The sequence below is a fragment of the Rossellomorea sp. GAMAL-10_SWC genome (genome assembly GCF_049568075.1).
In the GTDB taxonomy this organism is placed as follows: Bacteria; Bacillota; Bacilli; order Bacillales; family Bacillaceae_G; genus Gottfriedia.
The window spans coordinates 4,209,581-4,224,944 of sequence record NZ_CP144911.1 but is presented as its reverse complement, the minus strand read 5'-3'; the positions used below and the strand labels follow the sequence as shown (position 1 = coordinate 4,224,944).

Annotated in this window: 29 protein-coding genes; all 29 read left to right on the top strand. The window is 38.6% G+C overall.

Annotation, left to right across the window (positions count from 1 at the left end; genetic code table 11):
• Window positions 1-40 precede the first annotated feature (40 nt).
• The 29 genes from tuf to V5E38_RS20385 all read left to right on the top strand — a co-directional run bounded on the left by tuf (window position 41) and on the right by V5E38_RS20385 (window position 15,287).
• Window positions 41-1,228: an elongation factor Tu gene (gene tuf, locus V5E38_RS20525; protein ID WP_056467401.1), complete on the top strand. Its 1,188-nt coding sequence runs from the start codon at window positions 41-43 to the stop codon at window positions 1,226-1,228.
• Window positions 1,229-1,564: 336 nt separating this feature from the next.
• Window positions 1,565-1,873: a 30S ribosomal protein S10 gene (rpsJ, locus tag V5E38_RS20520; protein ID WP_056467407.1), complete on the top strand. Its 309-nt coding sequence runs from the start codon at window positions 1,565-1,567 to the stop codon at window positions 1,871-1,873.
• Between the two features lie 34 nt (window positions 1,874-1,907).
• Window positions 1,908-2,537 (top strand): 50S ribosomal protein L3, encoded by a 630-nt coding sequence (gene rplC / locus V5E38_RS20515; protein WP_056467410.1) that lies wholly within the window; start codon window positions 1,908-1,910, stop codon window positions 2,535-2,537.
• A gap of 27 nt (window positions 2,538-2,564) precedes the next feature.
• Window positions 2,565-3,188 carry a 50S ribosomal protein L4 gene (gene rplD, locus V5E38_RS20510; protein WP_097978200.1) on the top strand — a complete coding sequence of 208 codons (624 nt, stop codon included), beginning with the start codon at window positions 2,565-2,567 and terminating at the stop codon, window positions 3,186-3,188.
• The gene (rplW, locus tag V5E38_RS20505; protein WP_056467416.1) at window positions 3,188-3,478 is read left to right on the top strand and encodes a 50S ribosomal protein L23; all 291 of its coding nucleotides are present in this window, start codon (window positions 3,188-3,190) and stop codon (window positions 3,476-3,478) included. Before rplD ends, rplW begins: the two co-directional genes overlap by 1 nt.
• 31 nt (window positions 3,479-3,509) lie before the next feature.
• The gene (gene rplB, locus V5E38_RS20500; RefSeq protein WP_056467419.1) at window positions 3,510-4,340 is read left to right on the top strand and encodes a 50S ribosomal protein L2; all 831 of its coding nucleotides are present in this window, start codon (window positions 3,510-3,512) and stop codon (window positions 4,338-4,340) included.
• Between the two features lie 57 nt (window positions 4,341-4,397).
• Window positions 4,398-4,676, top strand: a complete 279-nt coding sequence (rpsS, locus tag V5E38_RS20495) for a 30S ribosomal protein S19 (protein ID WP_069033610.1) — start codon at window positions 4,398-4,400, stop codon at window positions 4,674-4,676.
• Window positions 4,677-4,693: 17 nt separating this feature from the next.
• Window positions 4,694-5,035: a 50S ribosomal protein L22 gene (rplV, locus tag V5E38_RS20490; RefSeq protein ID WP_056467425.1), complete on the top strand. Its 342-nt coding sequence runs from the start codon at window positions 4,694-4,696 to the stop codon at window positions 5,033-5,035.
• Window positions 5,036-5,038: 3 nt separating this feature from the next.
• Window positions 5,039-5,698, top strand: coding sequence for a 30S ribosomal protein S3 (gene rpsC / locus V5E38_RS20485; protein WP_056467428.1), 660 nt, complete (start codon window positions 5,039-5,041; stop codon window positions 5,696-5,698).
• A gap of 2 nt (window positions 5,699-5,700) precedes the next feature.
• Window positions 5,701-6,135, top strand: coding sequence for a 50S ribosomal protein L16 (gene rplP, locus V5E38_RS20480; RefSeq protein ID WP_069033611.1), 435 nt, complete (start codon window positions 5,701-5,703; stop codon window positions 6,133-6,135).
• Window positions 6,125-6,325 (top strand): 50S ribosomal protein L29, encoded by a 201-nt coding sequence (gene rpmC, locus V5E38_RS20475; protein WP_097978199.1) that lies wholly within the window; start codon window positions 6,125-6,127, stop codon window positions 6,323-6,325. The genes rplP and rpmC overlap by 11 nt, the downstream gene beginning before the upstream one ends.
• A gap of 21 nt (window positions 6,326-6,346) precedes the next feature.
• Window positions 6,347-6,610, top strand: a complete 264-nt coding sequence (rpsQ, locus tag V5E38_RS20470) for a 30S ribosomal protein S17 (protein WP_056467437.1) — start codon at window positions 6,347-6,349, stop codon at window positions 6,608-6,610.
• Between the two features lie 46 nt (window positions 6,611-6,656).
• The gene (gene rplN, locus V5E38_RS20465; RefSeq protein ID WP_088014602.1) at window positions 6,657-7,025 is read left to right on the top strand and encodes a 50S ribosomal protein L14; all 369 of its coding nucleotides are present in this window, start codon (window positions 6,657-6,659) and stop codon (window positions 7,023-7,025) included.
• 56 nt (window positions 7,026-7,081) lie between these two features.
• Window positions 7,082-7,393, top strand: coding sequence for a 50S ribosomal protein L24 (rplX, locus tag V5E38_RS20460; protein ID WP_056467443.1), 312 nt, complete (start codon window positions 7,082-7,084; stop codon window positions 7,391-7,393).
• A gap of 28 nt (window positions 7,394-7,421) precedes the next feature.
• Entirely contained in the window at window positions 7,422-7,961 is a 540-nt protein-coding gene (gene rplE / locus V5E38_RS20455; protein ID WP_069033613.1) for a 50S ribosomal protein L5, read from the top strand.
• A 34-nt stretch (window positions 7,962-7,995) separates the two neighbouring features.
• Window positions 7,996-8,181: a type Z 30S ribosomal protein S14 gene (locus tag V5E38_RS20450; protein ID WP_056467450.1), complete on the top strand. Its 186-nt coding sequence runs from the start codon at window positions 7,996-7,998 to the stop codon at window positions 8,179-8,181.
• 33 nt (window positions 8,182-8,214) lie between these two features.
• A complete protein-coding gene (gene rpsH, locus V5E38_RS20445) occupies window positions 8,215-8,613 on the top strand; it encodes a 30S ribosomal protein S8 (protein WP_056467453.1) in 399 nt (132 codons plus the stop codon).
• A 30-nt stretch (window positions 8,614-8,643) separates the two neighbouring features.
• Complete coding sequence (gene rplF, locus V5E38_RS20440) at window positions 8,644-9,180, top strand: 50S ribosomal protein L6 (protein WP_499211310.1); 537 nt, start codon at window positions 8,644-8,646, stop codon at window positions 9,178-9,180.
• A 33-nt stretch (window positions 9,181-9,213) separates the two neighbouring features.
• Window positions 9,214-9,576, top strand: a complete 363-nt coding sequence (gene rplR / locus V5E38_RS20435; protein ID WP_069033615.1) for a 50S ribosomal protein L18 — start codon at window positions 9,214-9,216, stop codon at window positions 9,574-9,576.
• A gap of 20 nt (window positions 9,577-9,596) precedes the next feature.
• The gene (gene rpsE / locus V5E38_RS20430) at window positions 9,597-10,097 is read left to right on the top strand and encodes a 30S ribosomal protein S5 (RefSeq protein WP_056467462.1); all 501 of its coding nucleotides are present in this window, start codon (window positions 9,597-9,599) and stop codon (window positions 10,095-10,097) included.
• A gap of 15 nt (window positions 10,098-10,112) precedes the next feature.
• Window positions 10,113-10,295, top strand: coding sequence for a 50S ribosomal protein L30 (rpmD, locus tag V5E38_RS20425; RefSeq protein WP_056467464.1), 183 nt, complete (start codon window positions 10,113-10,115; stop codon window positions 10,293-10,295).
• A 30-nt stretch (window positions 10,296-10,325) separates the two neighbouring features.
• The gene (rplO, locus tag V5E38_RS20420; protein ID WP_056467467.1) at window positions 10,326-10,766 is read left to right on the top strand and encodes a 50S ribosomal protein L15; all 441 of its coding nucleotides are present in this window, start codon (window positions 10,326-10,328) and stop codon (window positions 10,764-10,766) included.
• 1 nt (window position 10,767) lies between these two features.
• Window positions 10,768-12,072 (top strand): preprotein translocase subunit SecY, encoded by a 1,305-nt coding sequence (gene secY / locus V5E38_RS20415; RefSeq protein ID WP_499211309.1) that lies wholly within the window; start codon window positions 10,768-10,770, stop codon window positions 12,070-12,072.
• 50 nt (window positions 12,073-12,122) lie between these two features.
• Entirely contained in the window at window positions 12,123-12,773 is a 651-nt protein-coding gene (locus tag V5E38_RS20410; RefSeq protein ID WP_097978197.1) for an adenylate kinase, read from the top strand.
• A gap of 226 nt (window positions 12,774-12,999) precedes the next feature.
• Window positions 13,000-13,218, top strand: coding sequence for a translation initiation factor IF-1 (gene infA / locus V5E38_RS20405; RefSeq protein WP_056467475.1), 219 nt, complete (start codon window positions 13,000-13,002; stop codon window positions 13,216-13,218).
• 38 nt (window positions 13,219-13,256) lie between these two features.
• A complete protein-coding gene (rpmJ, locus tag V5E38_RS20400; protein ID WP_000868344.1) occupies window positions 13,257-13,370 on the top strand; it encodes a 50S ribosomal protein L36 in 114 nt (37 codons plus the stop codon).
• Window positions 13,371-13,391: 21 nt separating this feature from the next.
• Entirely contained in the window at window positions 13,392-13,757 is a 366-nt protein-coding gene (gene rpsM, locus V5E38_RS20395; protein ID WP_056467478.1) for a 30S ribosomal protein S13, read from the top strand.
• Window positions 13,758-13,786: 29 nt separating this feature from the next.
• Entirely contained in the window at window positions 13,787-14,176 is a 390-nt protein-coding gene (gene rpsK / locus V5E38_RS20390) for a 30S ribosomal protein S11 (protein WP_056467481.1), read from the top strand.
• A 166-nt stretch (window positions 14,177-14,342) separates the two neighbouring features.
• Entirely contained in the window at window positions 14,343-15,287 is a 945-nt protein-coding gene (locus V5E38_RS20385) for a DNA-directed RNA polymerase subunit alpha (RefSeq protein ID WP_056467484.1), read from the top strand.
• Window positions 15,288-15,364 lie beyond the last annotated feature (77 nt).

Below are 15,364 nucleotides of genomic sequence, written 5' to 3'. Positions count from 1 at the left end.
TAAAAAATAATTTTTTTTCACTATAAGGAGGATTTTTACAATGGGTAAAGCTAAATTCGAACGTGTAAAACCACACGTTAACATTGGTACAATCGGACACGTTGACCATGGTAAAACTACATTAACTGCTGCTATTACAACTGTATTAGCTAAAGTAGGTGGAGCTGAAGCTCGCGCTTACGATCAAATCGACGGAGCTCCAGAAGAAAGAGAGCGTGGAATCACAATCTCTACTGCACACGTTGAGTACGAAACAGAAACTCGTCACTATGCACACGTTGACTGCCCAGGTCACGCTGACTATGTTAAAAACATGATCACTGGTGCTGCTCAAATGGACGGTGGTATCTTAGTAGTATCTGCTGCTGATGGTCCAATGCCTCAAACTCGTGAGCACATTCTTTTATCTCGTCAAGTAGGTGTACCTTACATCGTAGTATTCATGAACAAATGTGACATGGTTGACGATGAAGAGTTACTTGAATTAGTTGAAATGGAAATCCGTGATCTATTATCAGAATACGAATTCCCTGGCGATGACATTCCAGTAATCAAAGGTTCTGCGCTTAAAGCTCTTGAAGGAGATGCTGCGTGGGAAGCTAAAATTCATGAATTAATGGCTGAAGTTGATTCTTATATCCCAACACCAGCTCGTGAAACTGACAAGCCTTTCTTAATGCCAGTTGAGGATGTATTCTCAATCACTGGTCGTGGAACAGTTGCTACTGGTCGTGTTGAGCGTGGTATCGTTAAAGTTGGTGACGTAGTAGAAATCATCGGTCTTGTTGAAGAACCAAAATCAACTACTGTAACAGGTGTTGAAATGTTCCGTAAACTTCTTGACCAAGCAGAAGCTGGAGATAACATCGGTGCACTTCTTCGTGGGGTTGCTCGTGACGATATCCAACGTGGTCAAGTTTTAGCTAAACCAGGTTCAGTTAAACAACACACTAAGTTCAAAGCTGAAGTTTACGTTTTATCTAAAGAAGAAGGTGGACGTCACACTCCATTCTTCGCTAACTACCGTCCACAATTCTATTTCCGTACAACTGACGTAACTGGAATCATCCAATTACCAGAAGGCGTTGAAATGGTTATGCCTGGCGACAACATCGAAATGACTGTTGAGTTAATCAACGCAATCGCTGTTGAAGAAGGAACTAAGTTCTCTATCCGTGAGGGTGGACGTACTGTAGGCGCTGGCGTAGTTGCTACAATCGTTGAATAATTAAACTTAAAAGCTTAGAAGATCTATTCTTCTAAGCTTTTTTTATAAGTAAATTGGAAATATTTAAAATATGGATTAAAACCGATTCTTGCTTGATTTTAATAATTGAAGATAATATAATAACTAAGTACTGAAGACGACGAAAACATTATTTATCTAAACTTATAACAAATGCTTGCAATAGCATTATTTTTTATGTATAATAGTTGATGTTGGTCTTTGACTGCGTAGAAATGGAAGGTTGCTGATACACCCGGCCGCTTTGCCATGGCGAGTGTAAGGAAATTTCCATGGAGTATGTCTATTATTTAAATAGGCGAAAAAGGAGGGAAAATTATGGCAAAAGAAAAAATTCGTATTCGTTTAAAAGCTTATGATCACCGTATTTTAGATCAATCTGCAGAGAAAATCGTTGAAACAGCGAAACGTTCTGGTGCTTCTGTATCTGGTCCGATTCCGTTACCAACTGAGAAATCAGTTTACACGATCCTTCGTGCGGTTCATAAATACAAAGATTCTCGTGAGCAATTCGAAATGCGCACTCACAAACGTTTAATCGATATCGTGAATCCAACTCCACAAACAGTTGATTCATTAATGAGACTAGATTTACCATCTGGCGTTGATATTGAAATCAAACTTTAATAAAAATTATATATAAATTCAGGAGGTGTGACTTATGACTAAAGGAATCTTAGGGAAAAAGATCGGTATGACACAAGTATTTGCTGAAAACGGCGAGTTAATTCCAGTAACTGTAATCGAAGCTACTCCAAACGTGGTTTTACAAAAGAAAACTACTGAAACTGATGGCTACGAAGCTATCCAAATCGGTTTCGCTGACAAACGTGAAAAATTAGCTAACAAACCAGAAAAAGGGCACTCTGCTAAAGCAAACACTGCACCTAAGCGCTTCGTTCGTGAACTTCGCAACGCTGATGTATCAGCTTATGAAGTTGGTCAAGAAGTCAAAGTAGATATTTTTGCAAATGGTGACATCGTTGATGTAACTGGAACTTCAAAAGGTAAAGGATTCCAAGGTAGCATTAAGCGCCACGGACAATCTCGTGGACCAATGTCTCACGGTTCTCGTTACCACCGTCGTCCAGGTTCAATGGGTCCTGTTGCTCCGAACCGTGTATTCAAAAACAAAGCTTTACCTGGTCAAATGGGTGGAGAAAAAGTAACTGTACAAAACCTACAAATCGTTAAAGTTGACGTTGAACGTAACTTACTTTTAGTAAAAGGTAATGTACCAGGTTCTAAAAAATCTTACGTAACAATCCGTACTGCGGTTAAATCTAAATAATTAATTTAGAAGAAAGGAGGAAATAAAATGCCTAAAGTTACTATGTTTAATCAAACAGGTGCTCAAGTAGGAGAAATCGAATTAGCTGAAGCTGTATTCGGAATCGCTCCAAACGAACATGCTTTATTTGATGCTGTAATGATGCAACGTGCATCTTTACGTCAAGGTACTCACAAAGTTAAAACACGTTCTGAAGTACGTGGTGGTGGTCGTAAACCATGGAGACAAAAAGGAACTGGCCGTGCTCGTCAAGGTTCAATCCGTTCTCCACAATGGCGTGGTGGTGGTATCGTATTCGGTCCAGCTCCAAGATCATATTCATATAAATTACCTAAAAAGGTACGTCGCTTAGCGATTAAATCTGCTTTATCTACTAAAGTATTAGAACAAAGCATGCTAGTTCTTGAAGATTTAGCGTTAAACGCACCAAAAACAAAAGATATGGTTACTGTATTATCTGGCTTATCAGTTGCTAAGAAAGTTTTAATCGTAACAGCTGACCTAAATGAAAACGTAGCTTTATCTGCTCGCAATATCCCTGGAATCACAGTACTTGCAGCAAATGAAGTAAACGTAATCGACGTTTTACATCATGATACATTAATCATGACTAAAGCTGCGGTGGAAAAAGTAGAGGAGGTGCTTGCGTAATGAAGGATCCTCGTGATATTATCAAACGCCCAGTTATCACTGAAGCTTCTATGGAAGCAATCGCTGAAAAAAAATACACTTTTGAAGTAGATGTAAGAGCTAATAAAACTGAAGTTAAAGATGCTGTTGAAGCAATCTTCGGTGTTAAAGTAGAAAAAGTTAACGTAATGAACTACAAAGGTAAGTTTAAGCGTATGGGTAAACATGCTGGTTACACAAACCGTCGTAGAAAAGCAATCGTTAAATTAACTGCTGATAGCCAAGAAATTACATTATTCGAAGGCGTTTAATACTAACTACTAGAAAAGGAGGGAAATTACGATGGGAATCAAAAAGTATAAACCAACCACTAACGGTCGCCGTGGTATGACTACTAATGATTTTGCTGAGATCACTACTGACAAACCAGAAAAATCATTATTAGCTCCACTTAGCAAAAAAGCTGGCCGTAATAACCAAGGTAAAATTACTGTTCGTCACCAAGGTGGTGGACACAAACGTCAATACCGTATCATCGATTTCAAACGAGATAAAGATGGTATACCAGGACGCGTTGCTACAATCGAGTACGATCCAAACCGTTCTGCAAACATTGCGTTAATTAACTACGCTGATGGAGAAAAACGTTACATCCTAGCTCCTAAAAACTTAGTAGTAGGAATGGAAATCGTTTCAGGTCCTGAAGCAGATATTAAAGTAGGTAACGCTTTACCACTTGTAAACATTCCAGTAGGTACTACAATCCACAACATCGAGTTAAAACCAGGTCGTGGAGGACAATTAGTACGTTCTGCTGGTACTTCTGCACAAGTATTAGGTAAAGAAGACCGTTATGTACTAGTTCGTTTAAACTCTGGTGAAGTACGTATGATTTTAGCAACTTGCCGCGCGACAGTAGGTCAAGTTGGTAACGAACATCACGAACTTATTAACATCGGTAAAGCAGGTCGTTCTCGTTGGATGGGTAAACGCCCAACTGTACGTGGATCTGTAATGAACCCAGTTGATCACCCACACGGTGGTGGTGAAGGACGCTCTCCAATCGGACGTAAATCACCAATGTCTCCATGGGGTAAACCAACTCTTGGTTACAAAACTCGTAAGAAAAACAAAGCGTCAGACAAGTTTATCGTTCGTCGTCGTAAAAAATAACGCGATTGTGCTACGGTTCACTAGAACCGTAGGTCAATCACGAAGGGAGGTACCACAATGGGACGCAGCCTAAAAAAAGGTCCATTTATTGATGATCACTTATTAGCTAAAGTTGAGAAATTAAACGAGACTGACTCTAAGCAAGTTGTTAAAACTTGGTCACGTCGTTCGACTATTTTCCCACAATTTATCGGACATACTATTGCAGTATACGATGGTCGTAAACATGTACCTGTATATGTATCGGAAGATATGGTAGGTCACAAACTTGGTGAATTTGCTCCAACTCGTACTTATAAAGGTCACGATGCGGATGACAAGAAAACTAGAAGATAATGAGAGGAGGCACTCCAATGCAAGCTAAAGCTGTACTGAGAACAGTTCGTATCGCTCCTCGTAAAGTTCGTCTAGTAGTCGATTTAATCCGAGGTAAACAAGTTGGCGAAGCGATCGCAATCCTTCGACACACACCAAAAACTGCTTCTCCTGTTGTAGAAAAATTATTAAAATCTGCTATTGCTAACGCAGAGCATAACTATGATATGGATGTTAATAACTTATACATCGAAAAAGTATTCGTTGATGAAGGTGCTACTTTAAAACGTTTCCGCCCTCGTGCACAAGGACGTGCTAGCGCAATCAACAAACGCACAAGCCACATTACAATCGTGGTATCAGAGAAGAAGGAGGGATAATCGATGGGACAAAAGGTAAATCCAGTCGGACTTCGTGTTGGTATTATTAAAGATTGGGAATCTAAATGGTACGCTGAAAAAGATTACGCTGATCTTTTACATGAAGATATCAAAATTCGTGAGTACATCAGCACTCGTTTAAAAGATTCTGCTGTATCTAAAGTAGAAATCGAAAGAGCTGCTAACCGTGTAAACATTACTGTTCACACTGCAAAACCAGGTATGGTAATCGGTAAAGGTGGTTCGGAAGTTGAAGCTCTTCGTAAAGCTTTAAACAACCTTACTGGCAAACGTGTTCATATCAACATCATCGAAATTAAAAGAGCAGATCTTGATGCTAAATTAGTAGCTGAAAACATCGCTCGTCAATTAGAAAACCGTGTTTCTTTCCGTCGTGCTCAAAAGCAAGTACTTCAACGTGCTATGCGTGCTGGTGCATTAGGTATTAAAACACAAGTTTCTGGTCGTCTTGGCGGAGCAGATATTGCTCGTTCAGAATCATATAGTGAAGGTACAGTGCCACTTCATACATTACGTGCGGATATCGATTATGCAACTGCAGAAGCAGATACAACATACGGTAAACTAGGCGTAAAAGTATGGATCTACAAAGGTGAAGTTCTTCCTACAAAAAAGAAAGCTTCTGAGGAAGGAGGAAATTAATTATGTTAATGCCTAAACGTGTTAAATATAGAAGAGAGCATCGTGGAAAAATGCGTGGACGTGCCAAAGGTGGTACTGAAGTCGCATTCGGTGAATTCGGATTACAATCTACTGAAGCTTCTTGGATTACTAACCGTCAAATTGAAGCAGCGCGTCGTGCAATGACTCGTTACATGAAACGTGGCGGTAAAGTATGGATTAAAATCTTCCCTTCTAAACCTTACACAGCTAAACCTCTTGAGGTTCGTATGGGTAGCGGTAAAGGTGCTCCTGAAGGTTGGGTAGCAGTCGTTAAACCAGGAAAAATTATGTTCGAAATCGCTGGTGTATCTGAAGAAGTAGCTCGTGAAGCACTACGCTTAGCAGCTCACAAATTACCAGTTAAATGTAAGTTTGTAAAACGTGAAGACAATGGTGGTGATTCTAATGAAAACTAATGAGATTCGCGATCTTACCACTGCTGAAATTGAATTAAAAGTGAAATCTCTTAAAGAAGAGTTATTCAATCTTCGTTTCCAATTAGCTACAGGACAATTAGAGAACACTGCTCGTATCCGCGAGGTTCGTAAAGCAATTGCTCGTATGAAAACTGTAGTTCGTGAAAGAGAAGTTAACTCTAATAATTAATAATGAGGGGAGGTTTGCCCAGTGAGCGAACGTAACCAACGTAAAGTTTACACAGGACGTGTAGTTTCTGATAAAATGGATAAGACAATTACTGTTGTAGTTGAAACTTATAAAACACATAAACTATACGGAAAACGCGTTAAATATTCTAAGAAATATAAAGCGCACGATGAGCTAAACACTGCAAAAGTTGGCGATATCGTAAAAATCATGGAGACTCGTCCATTATCAGCTACAAAACGTTTCCGTTTAGTTGAAATCGTAGAAGAAGCTGTTATTATCTAATAGATGATCGGATATCATTCTTAATCCGAAAGGAGGTCAATTTGACATGATCCAACAAGAAACTCGTTTAAAAGTTGCTGACAATTCAGGTGCACGTGAATTACTTACTATTAAAGTATTAGGTGGTTCAGGCCGTAAAACTGCTAACATCGGTGATATCATCGTATGTTCAGTAAAACAAGCAACACCAGGTGGCGTTGTTAAAAAAGGTGATGTAGTTAAAGCTGTTATCGTTCGTACGAAACGCGGTGTTCGTCGTCCAGACGGTACTTACATCAAATTTGATGAAAACGCAGCTGTTATCATTAAAGATGATAAGAGCCCACGTGGTACTCGTATTTTCGGACCAGTTGCACGTGAATTACGTGATAGCAACTTCATGAAAATCGTATCATTAGCTCCAGAAGTACTTTAATTAATGTACTTTAATAAATACTTCAGAAAGCCTTATTAAGGAGGTGCACGAAGAAGATGCATGTAAAAAAAGGTGATAAAGTTCAAGTTATCTCTGGTAAAGACAAAGGAAAACAAGGTGTTATCCTTGCTGCTTTTCCAAAGAATAACCGCGTACTAGTTGAAGGTGTTAACATCATTAAAAAACACTCAAAACCTACTCAAGCTAACCCACAAGGTGGCATCATCGAGAAAGAAGCACCAATCCATGTTTCTAATGTTATGGCATTAGATCCAAAAACTGGAGTACCTACACGCGTAGGTTACCAATTAGTGGATGGTAAAAAAGTACGTATTGCAAAAAAATCAGGCGAATTACTTGATAAATAATAGAAATTTATGAAAGGAGGTCAACTGAATGAACCGCCTAGTCGAGAAATATCAAAATGAAATCACTCCTGCTCTAGTGAGCAAGTTTAACTATAAATCAGTTATGCAAGTGCCAAAAATTGAAAAGATCGTCATCAACATGGGTGTTGGTGAGGCTGTTTCAAATTCAAAAGCATTAGATACTGCTGTTGAGGAATTAACTTTAATCGCAGGTCAAAAACCTGTTGTAACTAGAGCTAAAAAATCAATCGCACAATTCCGTCTTCGTGAGGGAATGCCTATCGGTGCTAAAGTTACATTACGCGGTGAGCGTATGTACGAATTCTTTGAGAAATTAGTTTCTGTAACATTACCTCGTGTACGTGACTTCCGTGGAATCTCTAAAAAAGCATTCGATGGCCGTGGAAACTACACTTTAGGTGTTAAAGAGCAATTAATCTTCCCAGAGATCGATTATGATAAAGTAAACAAAGTACGTGGTATGGACATCGTTATTGTAACTACTGCAAATACTGATGAAGAAGCTCGTGAAATGCTAACATTATTCGGAATGCCTTTTCAAAAATAATGAAAGCCAGCGCTAAAGAAGAGGAGGCGAAAACGTGGCTAAAAAATCAATGATTGCGAAACAAAAACGTGCTCAGAAATTTAAAGTACAAGAGTATACACGTTGCGAACGTTGCGGACGTCCACACTCAGTATTACGTAAATTTAAACTTTGCCGTATTTGTTTCCGTGAACTTGCTTATAAAGGACAAATCCCTGGCGTTAAAAAAGCTAGTTGGTAATTCTATAGATATTAGGAAGGAGGTTATCTGAACATGGTCATGACAGATCCTATTGCAGATATGCTTACTCGCATTCGTAATGCGAACATGGTACGTCACGAGAAATTAGAATTCCCAGGTTCTAACCTAAAGAAAGAGGTTGCTGAAATTCTAAAACGTGAAGGTTTCATCCGTGACGTTGAGTACATTGAAGATGATAAACAAGGAATCATCCGTATTTTCTTAAAATATGGTGTGAACAACGAACGTGTTATCACTGGATTAAAAAGAATTTCTAAGCCTGGCTTACGTGTATACGCGAAAGCTGACGAAGTACCTCGCGTACTTAACGGTTTAGGTGTTGCTATTGTATCAACATCTAAAGGTGTAATGACAGATAAAGAAGCTCGTCAAGCAAAAACTGGTGGCGAAATCTTAGCATACGTTTGGTAATATAACACAGAGAGAATGGAGGTGTAGTGAATGTCTCGTGTTGGTAAAAAAGAACTTGTAATTCCTGCTGGAGTTACTCTTACTAATAACAACAATACTATTACAGTAAAAGGACCTAAAGGTGAGTTAACTCGTACTTTTAGCCCTGATATGACAATCGAAGTTAACGAGAACGTATTAACAGTTGCACGTCCAACTGAAAACAAAGAGCACCGTGCTCTTCATGGTACAACTCGTGCTATCTTAGGTAACATGGTTGAAGGTGTAACTAATGGTTATACTCGTAACCTTGAGTTAGTTGGGGTAGGTTACCGTGCAACTAAAACAGGTGACAAACTTGTTCTAGCTGTTGGTTATTCTCACCCAGTTGAGATCACTCCTGAAAATGGTGTTGAAATCGAAGTACCTTCTAATACTAAAATCAGTATTAAAGGTATCGACAAAGAACGTGTAGGCGCTCTTGCTGCTTACATCCGTCAAGTACGTCCACCAGAGCCTTACAAAGGTAAAGGTATCCGTTACGAAGGCGAAATGGTTCGTCGTAAAGAAGGTAAAACTGCGAAGTAATCTATAACTAGATAAGAGAAAGGAGTGACCAAGATGATCTTTAAGGCTGATAAAAATGCAGTACGTAAAAAAAGACATGCTCGTGTTCGTACTAAATTATCTGGTACTCAAGAACGTCCACGTTTAAACGTTTACCGTTCAAACAACCATATCTATGCTCAAATCATTGATGATGTTAATGGTGTAACATTAGCAAGTGCATCAACTTTAGATAAAGAATTAACTTTAAATGGTACTGGCAATATCGAAGCAGCAACATTAGTTGGTAGTTTAGTTGCAAAACGCGCTACTGAAAAAGGTGTTTCTGTAGTTGTATTCGACCGCGGTGGTTACTTATATCATGGTCGCGTAAAAGCTTTAGCTGAAGCTGCTCGTGAAGCTGGTTTACAATTTTAATAAAAGAAGGAGGGACATACATGCGTCGCATTGATCCTAATAAATTAGAGCTTGAAGAACGCTTAGTTACGATCAACCGTGTTGCTAAAGTTGTAAAAGGTGGTCGTCGTTTCCGCTTTGCAGCATTAGTAGTTGTTGGTGACAAAAACGGTCATGTAGGTTTTGGTACTGGTAAAGCTCAAGAAGTACCTGATGCTATTCGTAAAGCTGTTGAAGATGCTAAGAAAAACCTAATTAACGTACCAATCGTTGGAACTACAATTCCTCACGTAATTACTGGTCGTTTTGGAGCTGGTGAAGTATTCTTAAAACCTGCTTCTGAAGGTACTGGAGTTATCGCTGGAGGTCCTGTTCGTGCGGTATTAGAACTTGCTGGGGTACATGATATTTTATCTAAATCTCTTGGTTCTAACACACCAGTAAACATTGTACGTGCTACTATCGAAGGTTTAAGTAACTTAAAACGTGCGGATGAAGTTGCAAAACTACGTGGTAAATCTGTAGAAGAATTACTAGGTTAATAAGGAGGGATAACGATGGCTAAACAGTTAGAAATTACCCTTACTCGCAGTGTAATTGGTCGTAAACAAGATCAAATCGCAACAGTTCGTGCTTTAGGTATTACTAAAACAAACCAAACTGTTGTTAAACAAGATAACGCTGCAATGCGTGGGATGATTAACAAAGTTTCTCACCTTGTATCTGTAAAAGAAATTTAATTGAACATGAATAAGTAAGGAGGTGCCCTAATGAAACTTCATGAATTAAAACCTACAGAAGGTTCTCGTAAAGTATCTAAACGTATCGGTCGTGGTATTGGTTCAGGTACTGGTAAAACTGCAGGTAAAGGTCATAAAGGACAAAACGCTCGTTCAGGTGGCGGTGTTCGTCTTGGATTTGAAGGTGGTCAAACTCCTTTATTCCGTCGTTTACCAAAACGTGGTTTCACTAACATCAACCGTAAAGATTACGCAATCGTTAATGTTGAAACGTTAAATCGCTTCGAAAACGGAACTGAAGTAACTCCTGAGTTACTGATCGAAACTGGTATTGTTCGTAAAGAATTAGCTGGTATTAAGATTTTAGGTAAAGGTAAGTTAGAAGTTAAACTTACTGTTAAAGCTCACAAGTTCTCATCTTCTGCGGTAGAGGCAATCGAAGCAGCTGGTGGAAATGCTGAGGTGATCTAAAATGTTCCGGACAATCTCCAACTTTATGCGCATTGCAGATATTAGAAAAAAAATATTCTTTACGTTATTAATGTTAATTGTATTTCGTATTGGAACGTTTATACCTGTTCCAAACGTCAACGCCGATGTATTAGCATCACAAGATAGCTCAAGCATATTTGGTGTTCTAAACACATTCGGTGGAGGAGCTCTTAAACAGTTCTCGATTTTTGCAATGGGTATAATGCCGTACATTACTGCTTCAATCATTATTCAGTTACTTCAAATGGACGTTGTTCCGAAGTTAACTGAATGGTCGAAGCAAGGTGAGATTGGTCGACGTAAATTGACTCAACTGACTAGATACATCACAATTATTCTTGGATTTGTAGAAGCAATTGGATTATCAATCAGTATGAACAATATTACTGGCGGAATGTTAATTGAAAATCCAGGTTGGTCAACCTATCTTTATATAGCAATTGTACTAACAGCTGGAACATCTTTCTTATTGTGGTTAGGTGAGCAGATTACTGCTAAAGGTGTAGGGAACGGTATATCAGTTATCATCTTTGGTGGTATAGTTGCTGCTATACCTAATACAATGAGTCAAGTCTATCAGCAACAATTTAAAGGTGCTGGTGACGCGCTATTCTTAAACATCGTTAAAGTTGGCTTAGTGTTTTTAGTTTTACTATTAGTAATCGTAGCTGTAATTTATATTCAACAAGCTAATCGTAAAATTCCAATTCAATATGCTAAACGTAACAATGGTAATAATAGCTATGTCGGAGGACAATCTACTCACTTGCCATTAAAAGTAAATGGCGCTGGGGTTATTCCGGTAATCTTCGCTGTTTCATTTTTAATTACTCCATCAACTATTGCATCGTTCTTACCAAGTAACAATGTGACTGAATGGATTAAAACGCACTTTACGTATAACAATCCATGGGGAATGGCATTTTATTTAATCTTGATCGTTGCTTTCACATATTTTTATACTTTTGTTCAGGCAAACCCAGAGCAAATGGCTGAAAATCTTCAGAAGCAAGGTGGCTACATCCCGGGTATTCGCCCAGGTAAGAGCACTCAAGAATATATCATTAAAGTCTTATATCGTTTAACTTTCGTAGGAGCAATTTTCTTAGCTGTCATCGCTTTATTACCAATCATATTTGGTAAATTCGCGAACTTACCACCTTCAGCTCAAATTGGAGGAACAAGTTTACTAATCGTAGTCGGAGTTGCGCTTGAAACAATGAAACAATTAGAAAGTCAGCTTGTTAAGAGAAACTACAAAGGCTTTATTAAAGAACGAGCATAGGGAAATGCATAAATTCCCTATTGCTCACCTAATTTTGAGGAGGATTAACCATGAATTTAATTCTTATGGGGCTTCCTGGTGCAGGCAAAGGCACACAAGCTGAGAAAATTGTCGAAAAATACGGCATTCCTCATATATCTACTGGCGATATGTTCCGTGCAGCGATTAAAGACGGCACTGAACTAGGTCTTCAAGCAAAATCGTTTATGGATCAAGGTCATCTTGTTCCTGATGAGGTAACAATTGGTATTGTACGTGAACGATTAGCAAAAGATGATTGCCAAAACGGTTTCTTATTGGATGGTTTTCCTAGAACAGTTGCGCAGGCTGAAGCACTAGAAGAGACTTTGAAAGTAATGAATCGTAAAATTGACTTCGTGTTAAACATTCATGTAGACCAACAACTTTTAATTGAACGTTTAACAGGTCGTCGTATTTGCAAAGAGTGTGGAGCAACTTATCATTTAATTTTCAATCCACCTGTTGAAGAGGGTGTTTGCCCTAAATGTGGCGGAGAACTTTATCAACGTGCGGATGATAATGAAGAAACAGTTGCAAATCGCCTTGAAGTAAATATCAAACAAACTCAGCCTTTACTTGATTTCTACAATAATCTTGGTTATGTAAAAACAATTGAAGGTCAACAAGAGATTAATAAAGTTTTCATCGACATTGATAATCTTTTAAAAGAGTTAGTTTAATAATTGAACGATAAGATCGTCGTTCCTTGTGTATGACGTATTGTTGTTTCGTCAAAACTGATACTGTTATAAAAGCTTAAACATAGCTTTGCTTGGAACGATTGATATAATATAGGTCTTTAGTAGGCCAAAAATCTCCAACATATCAGAGCACTTTGGCTTAATGTTCCTAAGCGTATGTTTGCCTACAAGCAAGCTACTGATTTGAAGAAAGGAGAATGCCCTAATGGCGAAAGATGATGTAATTGAAATTGAAGGTACCGTTACGGAAACACTTCCGAATGCGATGTTCAAGGTTGAATTGGAAAATGGTCATGTCGTTCTTGCACACGTTTCTGGTAAAATTCGTATGAACTTCATTCGTATTCTTCCAGGTGACAAAGTTACTGTAGAACTATCTCCATATGATTTAACTCGTGGCCGTATTACGTACCGTTTTAAATAATAAATATGCACTCCGTAATCTACAAGGAGGTTGAAATCATGAAAGTGAGACCATCAGTAAAACCAATCTGTGAAAAATGTAAAGTTATCCGCAGACGTGGTAAAGTAATGGTAATTTGTGAAAATCCAAAACATAAACAAAAACAAGGTTAATAAAGAAGGAGGTGCACTAGAATGGCTCGTATTGCTGGTGTAGATATTCCTCGCGACAAACGCGTGGTTGTTTCTTTAACTTATGTATACGGAATCGGTCGTGCAACTTCTGAAAAAATCTTAGCTGAAGCTGGTATTTCAGAAGACACTCGTGTACGTGATTTAACAGAAGAAGAATTAGGTAAAATTCGTGAATTAATCGACAAGTTGAAAGTTGAAGGGGATCTTCGTCGTGAAGTTTCTTTAAACATTAAACGTCTAATCGAAATCGGTTCATATCGTGGTATTCGCCACCGTCGTAGCTTACCTGTTCGTGGTCAAAACACTAAAAACAATGCTCGTACTCGTAAAGGCCCACGCCGCACAGTAGCGAACAAGAAGAAATAATATTTTTTAAGTAAAGGAGGGTATTCAACATGGCACGTAAAACAAATGTACGTAAACGTCGTGTGAAAAAGAATATTGAAGCTGGTACAGCTCATATTCGTTCAACTTTCAATAACACAATCGTAACAATCACTGATGTTCATGGTAACGCAATTTCTTGGTCAAGCGCTGGTTCATTAGGTTTCAAAGGATCTCGTAAATCTACTCCATTCGCTGCACAAATGGCTGCTGAAACTGCTGCTAAAGCTTCTATGGAACACGGTTTAAAAACTCTTGACGTAACTGTTAAAGGTCCGGGTGCTGGTCGTGAGGCTGCTATCCGTGCTCTTCAAGCTGCTGGTCTTGAAGTAACTGCTATCAGAGACGTTACTCCAGTTCCACATAACGGATGCCGTCCACCAAAACGTCGTCGTGTATAATTTGTCTGTATAAATTTTCAAAAATTGTCTATAATGGATTATGATATATGTTTGGCAAATATTAACAGACATCTCTTGTTGTGCACAATTAGGAACTGCCTAATAGGGACTTTCGGTTAGCATGGTCTAACCGAGGGTTTCGACGTTTTGAAGGAGGGTTTAAAAAATGATTGAAATCGAAAAGCCGAAAATCGAAACGGTTGAGATCAGTGACGATTCCAAATATGGTAAATTCGTTATTGAACCACTTGAGCGTGGATATGGTACAACGCTAGGTAACTCCTTACGTCGTATCCTTTTATCCTCACTTCCTGGTGCCGCTGTAACTGCTATTCAAATCGATGGCGTGTTACATGAGTTCTCTACAGTTGAAGGTGTTGTAGAAGACGTTACAACAATTATTCTTAATGTTAAAAAACTTGCTCTGAAAATTTATTCAGATGAAGAAAAAACATTAGAAATTGATGTACGCGGTGAAGGGCCAATTACTGCGGCCGATATTACGCATGATAGCGATGTTGAAGTTCTAAATCCAGATCTTCATATTGCAACTCTTGCTAAAGATGCTCATTTACGTATGCGTCTAACTGCTAGACGTGGACGTGGATACATCCCTGCAGATGGTAACAAAAGAGAGGATCAAGCAATAGGTGTTATTCCTATCGACTCGATTTACACTCCAGTGTCTCGTGTCACATACCAAGTTGAAAATACACGTGTGGGACAGGTTTCAAATTTCGATAAGTTAACACTTGATGTTTGGACTGACGGAAGTATTGGACCTAAGGATGCTATCGCACTAGGTTCAAAAATTCTTACTGAACACTTAAACATTTTTGTAGGTTTAACTGACGAAGCTAAAAATGCAGAAATCATGGTCGAAAAAGAAGAAGATCAAAAAGATAAAGTCCTTGAAATGACGATTGAAGAACTTGATCTTTCTGTTCGTTCATATAACTGCTTAAAGCGAGCTGGTATTAATACTGTACAAGAGCTTGCGAATAAGACAGAAGAAGACATGATGAAAGTACGTAACTTAGGTCGTAAGTCTTTAGAAGAAGTAAAACATAAGTTAGAAGAGTTAGGTCTTGGCCTACGTAAAGAAGACTGATTGTAGCTTCTATAAAGGGAGAGGCGTTCTCTTCATGTCTATATGACCCAATTTTGATACTACTTACAAAGGAGGGA